The organism is Shewanella spartinae (assembly GCF_019457555.1).
In the GTDB taxonomy this organism is placed as follows: Bacteria; Pseudomonadota; Gammaproteobacteria; order Enterobacterales; family Shewanellaceae; genus Shewanella; species Shewanella loihica.
Genome location: NZ_CP080418.1, coordinates 2,153,921 through 2,171,681, shown reverse-complemented (window position 1 = coordinate 2,171,681; position 17,761 = coordinate 2,153,921). Strand labels below are relative to the sequence as shown.

Sequence of the window (17,761 nt, the reverse complement as noted above, 5' to 3'; positions counted from 1 at the left end):
TCCAGTTTACCCAAAGTAAACCAATAATATAGGCAGCTTTAGTGATCTGGCTTAAATCGCCTTTGCGCCTCTCAGCCAATCACTGTTAGCAATCTCTACCAGCTACCAGAGCCAGATTTTTTCATGAATCTAGTCACCTATTCGTTTTCACTATAAAACCTAACTTAATCTACCGCGCTTATCGAGTCACTATGGTCCTAACGATCTGTTAGCCGCCTAAGCAGCCACAGATAAAGCACTACTAGCACTCACCGATGGCTCGGCTAAGGATGAGGTTAAAACCGGCCAGTGACGCGATAAACATGAGCGATAAAAGGAGCGATTATGAAAACACTATACACCCTTGCCGCGATCTTACTGTTAAGCGCCTGTGCAAGCAGCGATCCTGGCTCGACCCACACCATACACAACACTGGCGGCTTTTGTGATTTTCACTGTCAGCGCCTCGAAGATGAGCTGATCCGTCGAGACATAGAAGATCGCATCATAGAACGCGAAATCGACAGAGAGATCATCGACGAGTTGACGCCGCCAGACGATGTCCCGGCTGAGCTTTATTAAAACGCAGTGCTGACTTACGAGCTCAGGCTTAGGACAAGACAAGGCCTTTCCATACTTTCTTGGTCACATTTTCATACAAAAGAAACAGTTTAGAGAAAGGTAAATTAGCCCGAGAGCCGCGTTATGGGTAATAATGAAGGGGTGAACTAAGGCTCGGCAACTAAGAGTCAACGCAGTAAGGAATCAACGCAGTAAAGACTCAGCGCAGTAAGGAATCGACACAGTAAGATTCCCCTTTGCGCGTCATTAGCTGTCGAGTGCGGTTCACATTGCTAGTTTATAGAGCTTATAAAGCTAGGTGCGCAGCAGTTAGGATCTCGCCAGAGAGGCTGCGCCGGTATTGAAATCCCTCTGGCAGTGCAAAGGATTGACTATGGATGCCCCTAATTTTGCCCAAACGGCCGCACACGAACTTCACGATACCTTGCCCATCTGGCGCGAACTGATCTTCAAGCGCCTGTTTAGCCTCCTCGCCATCTTATGTGTGCCCGTCTACATCACCAGTGTCTACCTCTGCATCCAGATGGGGCTGGTCGGCATGGCCGCCTTCGACACCCTGGCCTATCTGTTGCTGCTCTACATCTTACTGGCGAGAGGATTGAGGCAGACCCTACGCTACTGCATAGGCTGTTTGATGTTCTTCGCCATCGGCGTGGCCTTCCTTATCACCATAGGCCCAACGGGCGCCGGGTTCTTCTGGCTGTTTATCTTCCCACCGCTCACCAGCATATTGATTGGCAAGCGGGCCAGCCTCTGCGCCCAGCTGCTTAACGCTGTGGCTCTGCTGGTCATAGGGCTGGTCTACCATACGCAAGGCTTTCAATGGCCGGAGACCCAGGGCTATAGCAGCTTCATCTGGTTTGTAGTGGCGATAAACTTCATTGTTACCAATGCCATAGTCACTCAATCCGCCGCCTTCCTGCTGGGTAAACTGACCCAGTCGCTGCGATCGACCATAGCATCGCGGCGCGCAACCGTGATGGGGCTGGCAAAACTGGCCGAATACCGGGACAACGAGACCGGCGCGCACCTGATCCGCATGCAGCACTACGCCAAGATGCTTGCCACTCAGCGACAAACCGACATTGATGCCCCAGCAGAGTTAACCGACGATTTTATTCAGGAGATCACCCTCTCTTCGATTTTGCATGATATCGGCAAGGTGGGGATCGCCGATGCCATCTTGCTCAAGCCCGGACGACTGACAGAAGAGGAGTTTGAGCAGATCAAGGCGCACCCGGTTATTGGCGCTCAGGTGTTAGCGAGTCTGCTTAGTTACGCGCCAGAGTGTCCTTACATAAAGATGGGGCGTGATATCGCCGGTGGGCATCATGAGTGGTGGGACGGCAGCGGCTATCCGGCCGGGCTCAAGGGGGAAGCGATTCCCCTCTCGGCCCGTATCGTCGCCCTGGTAGATGTGTATGACGCCCTGACCTCACCGCGCTGCTACAAACGCCCCTTTAGTCATCAGGAGGCGCTGGACTTAATCCATCAGGATAAAGGCACCCATTTTGACCCTAAGCTGGTTGAGAGCTTTATCGCCATCAATCACAGGTTCGAACTGCTGTCGAAGGCATCTCTGTTCGAGCGGCCATCCAAGCAGCCACTCAGAGGCCAGGTCGCCGTCGCGAGCGAGTCGGAGCTAGAAACCAGCCAGTAGCCTACTGATATTTGCGGCCGCCATGGCTTAACCACCCCGCCGGGTGACGTCCCCTTGGATCATGATGTGTCCAGTGGATCACACCGCCGCGAGCATTCCACTCATATTCGCCAAAGAAGCCCACACTGTCACCGACCTTAAGATCGGCAATGCGCGGCGCCAGATCGATATTGTGGGCCACCAGCAGCGTCTGACCACTGGCCAGGCGCAAAATAAAGCGCTGATGACGACTGCCCTTGGTATCATCACTGAGCAGGCGAATCACCTCGCCTTCCCCCTGGATCTGAACGCCACTCTGTTTCTGCTCAAACGCCTGGCCCAGCAAGCCGTCATCGGCCATGAGAGGCAAACTAACGGCGAACGACAAGGTGATGAGTAATAGCCCACGGCAGAATCTATTCATAGCCTGATTTCCTTACTAGCTATCATTAACTTGCTATCCTGAAATTGCTAGGTTGAATGCTTACTCGGTAAAAGCCTCAATGGACATTTCAGGTCATCCGAGACTGAACACTCGGAGCAAGTACTTTAGACCGAGCATTGGAGACAGAGTCTTTGTGACAGAGAGCTTTAGACTAAACAATTGAAATTAGACTTATTGCTGTTGGCTCTCTATGAGGTGACGAGGCATCACCTTTGACGTCAACAACGCCTTTACGGGCAGATGCTCAGGGTTATCGTCACTGGCAAGATAACGGACCTTAGGCATCTTATTTAGTCTTGCTTGGGTCATCCAACCTTCGGGGCTGGAACTTACCAGAGTCTTACTCACCTCATTGCCCTCACTATCTATGACCACATGATAACTAAACTGGCCCATCCCTTTGGGAATCCACTTAGGGCGGGACTTCAGCATCACAGGTTTTGTCGACTTGGGCTTCCAATAATCACTTAGGTTTTCCCCGCTCACCTCAAGCAGATTGCCGGCCAATAAGGTGTTATTGACCGATTCCGAGTTACCGGGAGTGTTTTGGGTGGAACTGCAGGCAGTTAATGCGAGTGTCAGCAGGACACCAGCAAACAAATTTTTAGACATTTATCTTCCTTGAACAATGGATTAATTAAAGATTCGTCTCAGCGAATCGCTTAGCGAGTCACACTATCACAATAGCGCTTAAACAGAAAATAGCGGGCTGGACTGCCATCAAACGCAGGGATAATGCCTGCGACGCTAAAGCCAAGTTTTTGGTAAAAATCCGGCGCCTGAAAATCTAAGGTATCCACCTGAGCCTGCTGGCAACCGCGGCTAATTGCCACGCGCTCCGCCTCTAGCATCAGGTCGCGTCCAAGCCCTGTGCCGCGGGCCGTTTCATCCACCCAGACCACATGGATGAGGAAGTTTTTATAGATGGTGCGGCCATAGACGCCGCCAATCAGCTTACCGGTTTTGTCGTGGGCCGATACAGTCAGCGGCTCAGACGTCTCCTTGCCCATCTTGTCGAAGTTGTACTGGCGCACACCATCGACCAAGGCATCGACCAGTTCGCTATTTTCACCCTCAAGTTGGCTGACTGTGATACCTAGCTTAGATACAAACTCGTGTTTAGCTGTCTCTTGTTTACCAGTCACCTGTTTGGCTAAATCTGGTTTATCTGTCTCTGGTTTAACTGTCTCAGGTTTCTCAATCACGGGATCTCCTTTCATCTGCATCTGCTCTATTCGTTATTATTTTTAGTACTTTGCCGCAATTACTCTAGTTGCGTGACTTGCTGCATTAGCGCTAGGGTCATCTCGCCTGCGGAGATCTTCTTGCAGCTGCCGACATTTTGCCCACACCAGAGGGGCGTGAAATCACTCATGCCGCGGGTCTCACTCGCCTTGCGTAGCTGCGCCATAAGGTTAGTCGCATAGGGAAAGGCCGGGGTCGAGTCGTTTATAGCCCCAAGCTCTGACATGGCGCGGTTAACCAGGCCCCTTGCCGGTCTACCCGAGAAGAGATTAGTGAGCGCAGTACAGCCTTCAGCCCTAACCGTACTCCCTTCTGTATTAGCCGCATGCTCGATGGCCGCTCTATGCAGACTTGAGGTATTGGCCTCATCACACAAGAGATACGCGCTGCCTACCTGCACGGCGCAGGCCCCCATTGATAAGGCGGCTTGTACCCCGTGCCCATCGCCTATGCCACCGGCGGCGATCAGCGGCGCATCGACTCGCGAGGCGATCTCAGTCAACAGGGGTTCCAATTCCACCTGAGTGCTCACATCATCACTAAGAAACATGCCGCGATGACCACCCGCCTCGACGCCCTGAACGATAATGCCATCCACGCCTCGCGCCGCCAGATACTCGGCCTCGGCTACTGTGGTGGCACTTGAGATCACCTTTGCACCCCAAGATCTCACCCGCTTAAGCAGATCCTCTTGTGGCAGGCCGAAATGAAAGCTAATCACCTCGGGCTTAAAGGCTTCTATGGCATCTGCGATCTCATGATTAAATGGCATGCGACTCGCGCCGCCTTGGCCGAGATCGGCCGCTATCTCAAGTTCATCAAAATATGGCGCTAATAGCTCATGCCAGCGCGCTTGGGCTCGATTGTCGAACGGCGGCAACTCATGGCAGAAGAAATTAAGGTTTAGTGGCGCGCTGGTCGCCACCCGAAAACGTTTAATTTCATCGACTATCTGCGCCGAGCTCAACATGCCGCAGGGGATTGACCCAAGCCCTCCGGCATTAGCCACGGCGATGGCGAGCCTGCTGTCTTGTACCCCAGCCATCGGCGCCTGAATGATAGGCAGCTCTGTACCCAGTAATGCCTTGAAGTTTTTGCTATTCATGACCCATCCTTAGTGAATCGATTCGAGCTTCATGTTCTGCATGATCGCATTGCTATGCCGACAGCTATCAACTAGTAGCTAATTCCTAGTAGTTAATACCTAGTAGCTAATACCTAGTAACTGGCTCAAGAGAAACTACCTGCCGGGCTCGTGGCCCTCATACCAGGGTAACTTGGCATCCATCTCCTCCCAGTTCGCCTTGGAGGTGACAAAGTTATGAGACATGGGGCGCTCATTGATCGGCGAGTCCAATATGCCTAGTCGGAGGCGAATGCGCTTACTATCCTGGTCGTTGGCACTGTAGATAGGCGACGCACAGTGACGGCAGAAATAGCGTCGCTTTCCAGGAGAAAACTCAAAACTTGTGAGGAAATCGGCCTTATCCGATAGATTGAAGTCCACCAGTTCGACAAAACCATTGGTGGCGAATGCCGTGCCGCTCGATTTACGACACAGGGAACAGTGGCAATGAATGATATGACTTATGGGTCCGCTGATGGCGACTTTAATGCCACCGCATAGACAACTTCCTTGATACATGGCTTTCCTGATCCGGCTGTAAGTGACAACGAAAAATAGCTGCAATAAAAGACGATGAAAAAGCTGCTGCAATAAATCGACTGCACAATTGTAATCAGGCCATATGCTGCCACAACTTGCGACGTCAGATCAGCATAAATCTCTGCACTAACCCCCTAAATTCCGTAACTAAATGTGGCAGAGCGTTGAATTGATCTTTTGCTATTGTTTTTGCAACTACTGACTGCCCAACCTTTTCACACACTTATGCCCTGTAAACCGAGCACTGAGTAATAAGTGAATGAGGCCGCCCTCATTGAGGAGAAATCCCCGCTGTCACTTGCTGGCTTATAACGGAGATTGCCGTGAACTAACGACCTGGCTGGTGAATACGTATGCAGCGCATTGCTCCCCTCGCGCCTTCCCTTCTAACATGACTAACACTCATGGCTATCAATCATGGCTATCACTAATGACTATCACTAATGACAAGCAATCTTGCCTGCAGCCATGACGAGCAATAACCCTAACCCTAAAAACGACAATAAAAAGGTACACGGAATGTCTTTCACCTCGACTCACTTAACAAGCCACCAAGCGAGCCCCCACTCCAGATCCCAGCCCAGATCCGAGCCCAGATCACCGTTTCGCCCAACGACCACCCTATCGGCACTCACCCTCGCCATAGCGGCGACCGGCATCATGCTACCAAGCACTGGCCTGGCCAAGACTGTCTCCCTAACCTCGCCTGACAAGCAGATAGTGGTCAGCCTGAGCGATGATGATCAAACGCCGCGCTACAGCGTCAGCTTTCATGGCAAGAAGGTGATCGAACCCTCCAAGCTTGGAATGGTGTTTGAGTCTCTTGGGGAGTTTGGCACTGACTTTAGCATTCAAGAGGTCAAGCGCAGCCAGGCCGATGAGCGCTGGCAACAGCCTTGGGGTGAACGTGAATGGGTTGTCGATAAACACAATGGCCTGACAGCCACCCTGAGTAATGGTCAATATCGCTTTGTCGTCGAGTTCAAGGTGTTCGATGATGGCCTAGGCTTTCGCTACCAGATGCCAAAGCAAGGCGATTTAGACAAGCTCAACATCACTTCGGAGCTCACCGAATTCACCCTGCCTCAACCCGAGAACGTCACCACCTGGTGGATCCCGGCGCGTGGCTGGAACCGCTACGAGTACCTGTATCAGAAGACACCGCTCAAACAGGTCGATAGGGTTCATACCCCCTTCACCTTCACACTGGGCGATGGGGTGCACATGAGCATCCACGAAGCGGCGCTGGTGGACTACGCTGCCATGACGCTGGATCAGCGCAGAGACGGCACCCTGCGCGCCGATCTCACCCCTTGGTCGGATGGCACTCGCGTCAAGACCCAGGCGGGCTTTAGCACACCCTGGCGCACCATACAGATCGCCGACAAGGCCACCGGCCTGCTGAACTCAGATCTGATCCTCAATCTCAACGAGCCAAATAAGCTTGGGGATGTGGATTGGGTCGAGCCCGGCAAATATGTGGGTATCTGGTGGGGCATGCACCTCAACGAGAATACTTGGGGCTCAGGCGACAAACACGGCGCCACCACCTCCGAGACCAAACGTTACATGGATTTTGCCGCCGAGAACGGCTTCGCGGGCGTATTGGTAGAAGGCTGGAACATAGGTTGGGATGGCAGCTGGTTCCACAACGGCGACGTATTCAGCTTCACCCAGGCCTACCCAGACTTCGATCTCCCTGAGATCTCCGCCTATGGTGCCAGCAAGGGCGTTCGCCTGATCGGTCATCACGAGACCTCTGGCTCGGTCACCAACTATCGCAACCAGATGAGCGATGCCTATGATCTCTATCAGCAATATGGCGTCACTCAGGTGAAGACCGGCTATGTGGCCGATGGCGGTGATATCAAGCGCGTGGATGAACAGGGCATAGTGCGCCACGAATGGCATGATGGCCAGTTTATGGTCAACGAATACCTGCATAGCGTCACCGAGGCGGCCAAGCGCCACATCAGCATCAATACCCATGAGCCGATTAAAGATACCGGCCTGCGCCGCACCTATCCAAACTGGATAAGCCGCGAAGGCGCCCGCGGTCAGGAATTTAACGCCTGGGGCACGCCGCCAAACAATCCGTCGCACACCACCACCCTGGCCTACACCCGCATGTTGGCAGGCCCCATGGACTTCACCCCGGGGATCTTCGACCTGGCACCTAAAGGCCTGGATGCAGTTAACCGGGTGCAGACCACGCTGACTAAGCAGTTGGCCCTCTATGTGGTGCTCTACAGCCCGATCCAGATGGCCGCCGATCTGCCCCGCAACTACAAGCAGCATCCCGATGCTTTTAAGTTTATTCAGGATGTACCCACCGACTGGGCCCAGAGTATCGCCCTTGCCGGTGAGGTAGGTGAATATGTGGCCTTTGCCCGCCAGGAGCGTGGCGGCAAGAGTCAGGGCAAAGATTGGTATCTTGGCGCGATCACCGACGATGATGCCCGTGAGATCGCGATCAAGCTCGATTTCCTCGACCCGGCACTCAGTTATGAGGCGCAGATCTACCGAGACGGTGACAAGGCCGATTGGCGCACCAATCCCTATGACTATGTGATTGAGACCCAGAAGGTGAATAGCAAGCAGCAGCTGACGTTAAAACTTGCCAGCAGCGGCGGCGTCGCGATTCGCTTCAAGGCGCTCTAGGCCTCAGGTGTAACACTAGCGATCTAGCGCTTAAACCACTTTAGAGGATGCAAGTCTGTACAGGCAGGCTTGCATCCTCTCTTTATTCTGGCAATGCCCTTCGCCCTCTCCTGCGTTGTCTGCCAAATCGGGCCAAGGCCTATCATCTGCAACATTTGTTTACCTTTTTCCGGCGATTCCCCCCACATTTCTACGACTAAAGCCGCGATCCCTCATCCAAGCGCTAGCGTTATTCTGCTAAGGTGATTTGTGCACTCCTAGCCCATGCAGAGCGAGCCAACGTTGGTCGCTTTCCAACTGGCCTAGCTGTGTGCATAACCAGTTCAACGCAAAACAAGCTGAGTGCATATAAAGCATCGAAAAATAACAAGAATGAAGAGCAGAACATGACAATCAAGGCATCTATCGGGAAGACCCTAGTATTCACGGCCATCAGCGCTGGCACCGCCCATGCAGCCCCTCCGGCCACACCACTGCATCATGCAGGAAGCAGCCATACACTATTAAGCCAAAACGCACTAAGCCAAAGCGCGCTTAACCAGAGCGAGCTTAACCAGAGTGCACTGGGCCAGAGTCCTTATGCGGCACCCTCCCAAGAAGATCTGCGCCTGTATGAGATTGCCGGTGCGCCGCAGCCTGCACGCATATTGCAAGATATACAAACCTTAGTGAATTTTGGCACCCGCCATACCTTATCGAGTCAGACGGATAAAGATCGCGGCATAGGCGCGGCCAGAAACTGGATCAAGGCCGAGTTTGAACGTATCTCCGCCGCCTGCGATCACTGCCTTGAGGTGATAGAGGTTGGCGACACGGTTTCAGGCAAACGCATTCCCGAGCCGACCCGGGTGGTGAATATCATCGCCATTCAACGTGGCACCTTAGATCCCAACCGCGTGGTGATGATGAGCGGCGATATCGACTCACGGGTCAGCGACGTGATGGACGCCAGCTCCTTCTCACCCGGCGCCAACGACAACGCCTCTGGGGTTGCCGGAGCCTTAGAGGCCGCTCGCGTCCTCAGCCAGTATCAGTTTGGTGGCACCATAGTCTACGCGGCGCTATCGGGCGAAGAGCAAGGCCTGTATGGCGGCGCCGGACTGGCCGACTTTGCCAAGAAGCAGGGCTGGCAGGTCGAGGCGGTACTCAACAACGACATGATAGGCAACATCGAAGGGATCAATGGTGTGGTGAGCAACCACACGGTGCGGGTGTTCTCAGAGGGCGTGCGTATCGCAGAAACCCAGGCAGAAGCCAAGGAGCGTTACTTCAGTGGCGGCGAGAACGACTCCGCCTCTCGTAACCTTGCCCGGCATATCAAGCAGCTGGCCGATCAGTATATGACTAACTTGGATGTGCAGCTCATCTATCGACTCGATCGCTTCGGTCGCGGCGGCCATCACCTGCCCTTCAATAAGGCGGGATTCCCCGCGGTGCGCGTGATGGAAACCAACGAGAACTACAACCGCCAGCATCAGGACATACGCACAGATAACGGTATCGCCTACGGCGACGTGATTGAGGGGGTAGATGAAGCCTTCGCCGCCAAGCTCACCGCCCTCAACGCTATCAGCCTGGCGTCTATGGCCTGGGCACCAGCGCCGCCAACACAGGTAAGCATCTCGGGACAGGTATCGGCCGATACCCAGCTTAGCTGGCAGGCGGATGCCACCGCCGAAGTCGCCGGTTATCGTATCTATTGGCGCAAGACCACAGAGGCAGAATGGAGCCATAGCCGTTATGTGGGCAAGGTAAACAGTTTCACCCTGAGCAACATGGTGATCGACAACTACCTGTACGGTGTCGCCGCCGTGGGCTTTAACGGTAACACCAGCCCTGTGGTGTTCCCCGGCGCGGCAGGCGCCTTTTTCAACCCGGCAAGCGATGCAGAGTCAAACGCGGCGAAATCGCACTAATGAATTTGTAAGCTGAATTTGAAAAAGTCTCGAAATGATGCATCTAAAATTTTGAGTCAAATATATATGAAACCAAATTCAGGTCGCGATTGCGGCCTGTTATTTTATCCCATACAAATTGACCACAGTTAAACAAACTCAAACTTAATGAGGCGATAAGGGTAATTCTGTGGGCGCACAGCAGTTCAATCAAATCAACAAAACCTATGCCTAGACCTATACCTATGCTTAGACCTAAAGCAAAAATTTTCACCGCAAAATTGAGTTTCACCTTAATGAGCACCAAATTTTGGTTAGAACACCTAGCCTAACTAGCCTTTCTCAAAACCGTTTTCTTCTGCTTTTGGCGTCATTATCGATACGAGTTTGGCCATGTTGCCCATTGTTACAAACCCCAACCCATGTAAAGCGGCTGGCTTGCCACAGCCACTTTAACTAACTGTTTTTAAATGGGTACCCTTAGCCAGCCCCAGGCATTACCAGGTTAACAACAGGCTGCATAAAGGTTAATGCCTGATGATGAATACGTATGTAATCGGTTGTCGCCTGTTTCGGCTCAGGGTTAACATGCCTTGGTGTTTAATTTCATGTGTAACTTCCTATGAAATTGGCCAGGTCGACGCTCACCTCATCAGGCACTGAAGGCATGAGAGGTGAGCGCTAGAGTCTCTATCTACTCATCAAGGCTTAAGCCTAGTGAATAAGCCTAGAGAAGTAGAACCCTAGCTTTTGGCGAATACCCGTTTGAGGGAAGCGTGTATTCGCCTCTTTTTTCACTCGACCGACTTCCATAAAATACAGATTGCACGCCCTTAGGCGCTGTGCAGATCAATAATGAATAATAAAGAGAAGCATCGGATGTCACAAAACACCCTACCCGCCCAAGGCACGACCACCGTTAAACCTGCACTCAGCTTCTGGCAGATCTTCAACATGTGTTTCGGCTTCCTGGGGATCCAGTTTGGCTTCGCGCTGCAAAATGCCAACGTCAGCCGTATCTTTCAGACACTCGGCGCAGCAATTGATGACATCCCTATCCTCTGGATAGCCGCGCCGCTCACCGGCCTGCTGGTGCAGCCGATCATCGGCTATATGAGTGACAACACCTGGGGCCGCCTGGGCCGTCGCCGCCCTTATTTTTTGATCGGCGCCATCTTTACCACCTTAGCCATCTTCATCATGCCACACTCGCCCGTACTCTGGGTCGCTGCGGGCATGCTGTGGATCATGGACGCCTCAATCAACATCGCCATGGAGCCGTTTCGCGCCTTCGTGGGCGACAACCTGCCCAGCAAACAACGTCCCCTTGGCTACGCCATGCAGAGTTTCTTCATCGGCGTTGGCGCAGTGGTCGCCTCGGCCCTGCCTTACCTGCTGACCAACTACTTAGATGTGGCTAACACGGCGCCCGAGGGCGAGATCGCCGACTCGGTGCGTTACGCCTTCTATTTCGGCGGCGCCGTGCTGCTGTTAGCCGTCAGTTGGACTGTGTTTACCACCAAAGAGTACTCACCCGAGGAGTTGGCCCGCTTCGAACAGGAAACCGGCGAGCAGGTCACACTGCAGCACGATCGCAGCTGGCAGGCCTATCAGAAAGGCGCCATGCTCTGGAGCCTGGTGGGCGCCATCTTAACCGCCGTCATCTTCTTGCAGTCTCTCGACAAGCAGCTCTATCTGCTTGCCCTTGGGATCTTCGCCTTCGGCCCGCTGCAGTGGTTCTGTGCTAACACACTGAAGCATATCAAGGGCGAAGAGCGCCACCAGCAAGGCATGGTGTTTAGCGTAGTCGATGCCCTGTTTCATATGCCAAAGGCTATGCGCCAACTGGCAGTGGTACAGTTCTTCTCCTGGTTCGCCCTCTTCTCTATGTGGATCTACACCACTGCCGCGGTGACGGATCATCACTATGGCACCCAGGATGTGCTGTCTAAGGCCTACAACGATGGGGCCGATTGGGTGGGCATGCTGTTCGCCTCTTACAACGGCTTTGCCGCCGTAGCCGCCATCTTCATCCCCCTGCTCGCCATGGCGGTTGGCCTCAAGATCACCCACCTGATCAACCTCTGCTGTGGCGGCATTGGCTTGATTAGCTTCTACTTTATTCAAGACCCAAACCTGTTATGGCTGCCCATGATAGGTGTAGGTATCGCCTGGGCGTCTATCCTCTCTATCCCCTATGCCCTGCTGTCCAACGCACTACCCGCCGCCAAGATGGGAGTCTACATGGGGATCTTTAACTTCTTCATCGTGATCCCTCAGTTGCTGGCCGCCAGCGTGCTAGGCGTGCTGCTCAATGCCTTCTTCGATGGCAAGCCGATCTTCGCCCTGATCCTGGGTGGCAGCTTCATGATCCTGGCTGGAATTAGCGTGCTATTTGTCAGCACCGAAGCGAGCAAAGCCGAGCGCTAATGCGTAAGGCTTGAGCCCTAACAAACACACAGACTTAAACGACTTAACTGACTTAACCAAAATATAAACATAATAAACGAGACCCTTAACATGACGTCTAAGCCAGTACCTTTTACGCGCACTCTGATCGCCCTCTCCCTGGGCGCCCTGCTTAGCGCCTGTGGCGGCGCCAAGAGTGATATCGACGCCGCGCCTGCACCAAGTGCCAGCGTATCAGCGACAATTTCAGTTGCACCGGGCGCGCCCGGCGCCTCACCCACCTGGGCCTTTTCCGGCAAGACAGGGATTGGCACCTCGTTCGAGCCCTATGTGACCAATGCGCAGGGTGCCGATCAATACCTGAGCAGCCAGGCCAATCCCGTTAGCCGGGTATGGTTCTCACTGGCACAGGGGATCCTCACCGAGACCATGTACGGGCTTATCCATAACGCTCAGCTCAAAGAGGCGCAGTTCATCATCAGCGGCAACGGCTTCGTCGATACCGAAAAAGACAATACCGTCACCAGCATAGATTACCTACATAAAGATGAAGCTGGGCGACCATTGTCCCTCGCCTATAAGGTGATAAACAAAGATATAGAAGGTAAATATCAGATAGAGAAGCACTTCTTTACCGATCCCGATCGCGACAGCCTGGTGATGCAGGTATTTTTTACCGCCTTCGAGCCGGGGATCACCCCCTATCTCTACGTCAATCCCCATATCGACAACAGCGGCGCCAACGATATCGCTAGCGTGAGCCAAGATGGCAACAGCCTCTACGCCTACACGGGCAATAAAGATTCCAGCGTGCTGACCGTGCGCGGTGACATTCCCTTTACAGCAAGTAGTGTGGGCTTTGTCGGCGAGTCTGATGGCCTGACCGATCTTAAGGCCAACGGCGAGCTGAACTGGCATTACGCCAGCACCAGCGCTGATAAGCAGAGCCTAGGTAATGTTGCCATGACGGCAGCGCTGCCTACTCTAGAGGTGGGCGATGCTAAGCGTCCAAGCCTTAGCACTACCTTGGTATTTGGCTTCGGCGCAGATAAGGCCAACAGCGAGCAAAATGCCAAAGACACGCTTAAAGATGGTTATGACAAGGTGCTCGCCGCCTATAACGGTGAAGGTGATGCCATCGGCTGGCAGGACTATCTGCAGTCGCTCTCAAGTCTCAATGCCATGACGGCCAATACCGCCGATGAGGGTAAGCTACTCTATACCAGCGCCATGGTACTCAAGGCCCAGGAAGATAAGACCCACGCCGGCGCCCTTATCGCCTCACTCTCTAATCCCTGGGGCGACAGCGTCTCTGCCGTCACCGGCTCGACCGGCTACAAGGCAGTCTGGCCGAGAGACTTCTATCAATGCGCCATGGCGTTTCTGGCCATGGGTGATACCCAAACCCCTAAGGTGGCCTTCGAGTATCTAAAGAAAGTGCAGGTCACGGCAGCGACTCCCGGCTATAGCGGCGTGCCCGGCTGGTTCCTGCAAAAGACCCATGTGGATGGTCAGATAGAATGGGTCGGCGTGCAGCTGGATCAGACCGCCATGCCTATCATGCTCGGTTGGAAGCTGTGGCAGGCGGGCGTACTGAGCGACGATGAAATAGCCAGCTGGTATCAGACCATGTTGAAGCCGGCGGCCGATTTTCTGATTAGCGGCGGCGAGGTCAACCTCGACTGGAACCACACTCAGATCACACCCCTTAAGACGCAGCAAGAACGCTGGGAAGAGCAGCAAGGCTACTCACCTTCTACCGCAGCGGCGGTGATAGCTGGGCTAATCACTGCCAGCGATATCGCCAAGCAAGCAGGCGATTTAAACTCAAGCGAGAAATATCTCGCCAGTGCCAAATCAATGGTCGAAAAGCTCGACTCCTTGGTCGTGACCCAGCAAGGCCTGCTGAGCGCAGAGGATGGCACAAAGACGCCTTACTATCTGCGCCTTGCGCCCAATGGTACGCCGAACAGTGCAGATAAGCTTGCCGACAACAATGGCCGCGCAGGCTTAGATCAACGTGAGGTGTTAGACGGCGGCTTCCTGGAGTTGGTGCGTTACGGCGTGAAGAGCGCCAACGACAAGACCATCAACGACACCCTCAAGCTTATCGATAACACGGCGCTCGAGGATAATCTCAGGGTCAGGTATGAATTTACCGCCAAAGATGGCAGCACGTTCCCGGGCTTCAGACGCTACGGCAACGACGGCTATGGCGAAGACACCGCCACAGGCGCTAACTATGCCGAGAACGGCAGCAACACTCCTGGGCAACGCGGCAGAGTCTGGCCTTTCTTCACCGGCGAGCGCGCTCACTTCGAGCTGGCCAAGGCGATCGCCGATGGCACGCTCAATGATGCAAGCAAGGCGCAGCTGGTAAAGACCTATGTGAAGGGGATGGAGGCTTTTGCCAACGAGGGACTGATGCTACCCGAGCAGGTTTGGGATGGTGTGGGCGACAAGACCCGCTTTAACTATCAGCTTGGCCAAGGCACTAACTCGGCTACCCCGCTTGCCTGGACCCACGCCGAATATGTCAAGATGGTGCGTTCCATCACAGAGGCTAAGGTGTGGGACCACTATGAGGATGTGGCCAAGGCACTTAACAACTAGACAGGCAAAAAGCCTCAGTCAACATAGATAGAGCAAAGCCGGTCGCAAAAGCCTTTCCCAAAGCCAGTCCAAGCGACTGGCTTTTCTTTGCCCTGTCGTGCTGGCGCTAGATGCATCACGATGAGCCTCAGCCCAAGGTGCACTTTTACACGCTTGCCAACCCTAACCCAGCATATTTAACCTGGCCGATCCAAGTCTAAAGAGGCCGCTTACAAAGGCGCTTTTCAACGTTAATCTTTTTCGCCCGAGTTCCCCCTAAAATCCCCCTCTTCCATAAAGGCTGTAACCTGGCTGTGATCCCCCACCACATCCCCATATAAAAAGATATAACGAAATTTCGGGTTATAACATCATGTTCTTTTTATGAGCGAAATCCGCACCGGCTATGGGTTTGCCCCTTATGTGGAGGATGCTAGAGTGGGTAATTTCTCCCGATAAAGATGATATTTCAGCAAAATTGATAAAAATGAATAAAAAAATTTGAAAAGTATTGATATACTTCCCCCCGAATTTTAGAACGTAACTCCAATAGAGTAGAAAAATGACTGATTTATCAAAGTACAGAAACATTGGTATCTTCGCTCACGTTGATGCGGGTAAGACCACCACAACAGAGCGTATCCTAAAGCTAACCGGTAAGATTCATAAGATCGGTGAAGTTCATGATGGTGAATCTACAACCGACTTCATGGAACAGGAAGCTGAGCGTGGTATTACCATTCAGTCTGCTGCTGTAAGTTGCTTCTGGAACGATCACCGTTTCAACGTCATCGACACCCCTGGCCACGTTGACTTCACAGTTGAAGTTTATCGTTCTCTAAAAGTACTAGACGGTGGTATCGGTGTATTCTGTGGTTCTGGTGGTGTTGAGCCACAATCAGAAACCAACTGGCGTTATGCAAACGAATCTGAAGTTGCGCGTATCATCTTCGTAAACAAGTTGGACCGTATGGGTGCCGACTTCTTACGCGTTGTTAAGCAAACTAAAGACGTTCTTGCGGCTAACCCACTCGTAATGGTACTGCCTATCGGTATCGAAGATGAGTTCAAGGGTGTTGTCGATCTACTAACCCGTAAAGCATGGGTTTGGGACGAATCTGGACAAGCTGAAAACTACAGCATCGAAGATGTACCTGCTGACATGGTTGACATGGTTGAAGAATACCGTGAGCAACTGATCGAGTCTGCCGTTGAGATGGACGACGATCTGATGGAAGCTTACATGGAAGGCGAAGAGCCAGCTATGGAAGACATCAAGCGTTGTATCCGTGAAGGTACTCGTACCATGCACTTCTTCCCAACATACTGTGGTTCTGCGTTCAAGAACAAAGGTATGCAGCTTCTACTAGACGCGGTAGTTGATTACCTACCTGCTCCACAAGAAGTTGATCCACAGCCTCTGACTGACGAAGAAGGTAACGAAACTGGCGAACACGCTATCGTTGACGCCGATGCACCTCTGAAAGCACTTGCGTTCAAGATCATGGATGACCGTTTCGGTGCCCTGACCTTCGTACGTATCTACTCAGGCCGCATCAACAAGGGTGACACCATCCTTAACTCTGCAACAGGTAAGACTGAGCGTATCGGTCGTATGTGTGAAATGCAGGCTGACGAGCGTAACGAACTTGAAACCGCACAAGCTGGTGACATCATCGCTATCGTGGGTATGAAGAACGTTCAGACTGGTCACACTCTGTGTGATGTTAAGCACCCATGTACTCTGGAAGCCATGGTGTTCCCAGAGCCAGTAATCTCTATCGCCGTTGCTCCAAAAGACAAGGGCGGCAGCGAGAAGATGGGTATCGCTATCGGTAAGATGATCGCAGAAGATCCATCATTCCGCGTTGAAACTGACGAAGATTCAGGCGAAACCATCCTTAAAGGTATGGGTGAACTTCACCTAGACATTAAGGTAGACATCCTGAAGCGTACTTACGGCGTTGAGCTGATTGTAGGTGAGCCACAAGTGGCATACCGTGAAACTATCACTCAAGAAGTTGCTGATAGCTACACTCACAAGAAGCAATCTGGTGGTTCTGGTCAGTTCGGTAAGATCGACTACGTTATCCGTCCAGGTGAAGCAAACACTGGCTTCACATTCAAGTCTTCTGTTGTTGGTGGTAACGTACCTAAAGAATACTGGCCTGCTGTTGAGAAAGGTTTCGAGAGCATGATGCAGACTGGTACCGTTGCAGGCTTCCCAGTACTAGACGTTGAACTAGAACTGACTGACGGTGCTTTCCACGCAGTTGACTCATCAGCTATCGCGTTCGAAATCGCTGCTAAAGGCGCATTCCGTCAATCTATGCCAAAAGCTGGCGCGCAACTACTTGAGCCTATCATGAAAGTTGACGTATTCAGCCCAGAAGACAACGTAGGTGACGTAATTGGTGACCTTAACCGTCGTCGCGGCATGATCAAAGATCAGCAAGCTGGTGTGACTGGTGTTCGTATCAAGGCTGACGTACCGCTCTCAGAAATGTTCGGTTACATCGGTTCTCTACGTACAATGACCTCTGGTCGTGGTCAGTTCTCTATGGAGTTCTCACACTACTCACCATGTCCTAACAGCGTATCTGAAAAAGTTATCGCTGAAGTTAAAGAAAGAGAAGCTAAGAAGTAAT

13 protein-coding genes are annotated in these 17,761 nt (G+C 52.7%); 7 read left to right on the top strand and 6 right to left on the bottom strand.

The features are described 5' to 3' along the window. The first annotated feature begins 324 nt into the window (after positions 1-324). Together K0I31_RS09725 and K0I31_RS09720 are read left to right on the top strand one after the other, a co-directional pair. Positions 325-561, top strand: a complete 237-nt coding sequence (locus tag K0I31_RS09725; protein WP_011865681.1) for a hypothetical protein — start codon at positions 325-327, stop codon at positions 559-561. Between the two features lie 373 nt (positions 562-934). Continuing rightward, positions 935-2,221, top strand: coding sequence for an HD-GYP domain-containing protein (locus K0I31_RS09720; RefSeq protein WP_220080668.1), 1,287 nt, complete (start codon positions 935-937; stop codon positions 2,219-2,221). A 1-nt stretch (position 2,222) separates the two neighbouring features. On the opposite strand, the gene K0I31_RS09715 is transcribed toward K0I31_RS09720, so the two are convergent. From K0I31_RS09715 to K0I31_RS09695, 5 genes are all read right to left on the bottom strand, one after another. Then, positions 2,223-2,624: a DUF3465 domain-containing protein gene (locus K0I31_RS09715; protein ID WP_220080667.1), complete on the bottom strand. Its 402-nt coding sequence runs from the start codon at positions 2,622-2,624 to the stop codon at positions 2,223-2,225. 192 nt (positions 2,625-2,816) lie between these two features. Then, positions 2,817-3,257 (bottom strand): hypothetical protein, encoded by a 441-nt coding sequence (locus K0I31_RS09710; protein ID WP_011865678.1) that lies wholly within the window; start codon positions 3,255-3,257, stop codon positions 2,817-2,819. A gap of 50 nt (positions 3,258-3,307) precedes the next feature. Further along, on the bottom strand, positions 3,308-3,739 hold the full coding sequence (locus K0I31_RS09705; RefSeq protein WP_258406641.1) for a GNAT family N-acetyltransferase: 432 nt from the start codon (positions 3,737-3,739) through the stop codon (positions 3,308-3,310). 170 nt (positions 3,740-3,909) lie between these two features. After that, positions 3,910-4,995 (bottom strand): NAD(P)H-dependent flavin oxidoreductase, encoded by a 1,086-nt coding sequence (locus K0I31_RS09700; protein WP_220080665.1) that lies wholly within the window; start codon positions 4,993-4,995, stop codon positions 3,910-3,912. 135 nt (positions 4,996-5,130) lie between these two features. Next, complete coding sequence (locus K0I31_RS09695; RefSeq protein ID WP_011865675.1) at positions 5,131-5,535, bottom strand: GFA family protein; 405 nt, start codon at positions 5,533-5,535, stop codon at positions 5,131-5,133. 681 nt (positions 5,536-6,216) lie between these two features. Here K0I31_RS09695 and K0I31_RS09690 point away from each other — a divergent pair. After that, positions 6,217-8,217 (top strand): glycoside hydrolase family 97 protein, encoded by a 2,001-nt coding sequence (locus K0I31_RS09690; RefSeq protein ID WP_258406640.1) that lies wholly within the window; start codon positions 6,217-6,219, stop codon positions 8,215-8,217. A gap of 386 nt (positions 8,218-8,603) precedes the next feature. Beyond that, the gene (locus tag K0I31_RS09685; protein WP_220080663.1) at positions 8,604-10,133 is read left to right on the top strand and encodes a M28 family metallopeptidase; all 1,530 of its coding nucleotides are present in this window, start codon (positions 8,604-8,606) and stop codon (positions 10,131-10,133) included. Positions 10,134-10,176: 43 nt separating this feature from the next. Here K0I31_RS09685 and K0I31_RS09680 read toward each other — a convergent pair whose 3' ends face one another. Beyond that, entirely contained in the window at positions 10,177-10,404 is a 228-nt protein-coding gene (locus K0I31_RS09680) for a hypothetical protein (RefSeq protein WP_220080662.1), read from the bottom strand. A 587-nt stretch (positions 10,405-10,991) separates the two neighbouring features. Between K0I31_RS09680 and K0I31_RS09675 the strand changes: the two genes are divergently transcribed. From K0I31_RS09675 to fusA, 3 genes are all read left to right on the top strand, one after another. Continuing rightward, the gene (locus tag K0I31_RS09675; protein ID WP_220080661.1) at positions 10,992-12,542 is read left to right on the top strand and encodes an MFS transporter; all 1,551 of its coding nucleotides are present in this window, start codon (positions 10,992-10,994) and stop codon (positions 12,540-12,542) included. Positions 12,543-12,632: 90 nt separating this feature from the next. Then, positions 12,633-15,134, top strand: coding sequence for a glucan 1,4-alpha-glucosidase (locus tag K0I31_RS09670; protein ID WP_220080660.1), 2,502 nt, complete (start codon positions 12,633-12,635; stop codon positions 15,132-15,134). A gap of 541 nt (positions 15,135-15,675) precedes the next feature. Next, positions 15,676-17,760: an elongation factor G gene (fusA, locus tag K0I31_RS09665; protein ID WP_011865670.1), complete on the top strand. Its 2,085-nt coding sequence runs from the start codon at positions 15,676-15,678 to the stop codon at positions 17,758-17,760. The last annotated feature ends 1 nt before the right edge of the window (position 17,761 follow it).

Bases quoted from the DNA above. Each gene is read 5' to 3' on its own strand.
- K0I31_RS09700 (WP_220080665.1), bottom strand. From the start codon at position 4,995: ATGAATAGCAAAAACTTCAAGGCATTACTGGGTACAGAGCTGCCTATC.
- K0I31_RS09725 (WP_011865681.1), top strand. From the start codon at position 325: ATGAAAACACTATACACCCTTGCCGCGATCTTACTGTTAAGCGCCTGT.
- K0I31_RS09675 (WP_220080661.1), top strand. From the start codon at position 10,992: ATGTCACAAAACACCCTACCCGCCCAAGGCACGACCACCGTTAAACCT.
- K0I31_RS09670 (WP_220080660.1), top strand. From the start codon at position 12,633: ATGACGTCTAAGCCAGTACCTTTTACGCGCACTCTGATCGCCCTCTCC.
- fusA (WP_011865670.1), top strand. From the start codon at position 15,676: ATGACTGATTTATCAAAGTACAGAAACATTGGTATCTTCGCTCACGTT.
- K0I31_RS09710 (WP_011865678.1), bottom strand. From the start codon at position 3,257: ATGTCTAAAAATTTGTTTGCTGGTGTCCTGCTGACACTCGCATTAACT.
- K0I31_RS09720 (WP_220080668.1), top strand. From the start codon at position 935: ATGGATGCCCCTAATTTTGCCCAAACGGCCGCACACGAACTTCACGAT.
- K0I31_RS09695 (WP_011865675.1), bottom strand. From the start codon at position 5,535: ATGTATCAAGGAAGTTGTCTATGCGGTGGCATTAAAGTCGCCATCAGC.
- K0I31_RS09685 (WP_220080663.1), top strand. From the start codon at position 8,604: ATGACAATCAAGGCATCTATCGGGAAGACCCTAGTATTCACGGCCATC.
- K0I31_RS09690 (WP_258406640.1), top strand. From the start codon at position 6,217: ATGCTACCAAGCACTGGCCTGGCCAAGACTGTCTCCCTAACCTCGCCT.
- K0I31_RS09715 (WP_220080667.1), bottom strand. From the start codon at position 2,624: ATGAATAGATTCTGCCGTGGGCTATTACTCATCACCTTGTCGTTCGCC.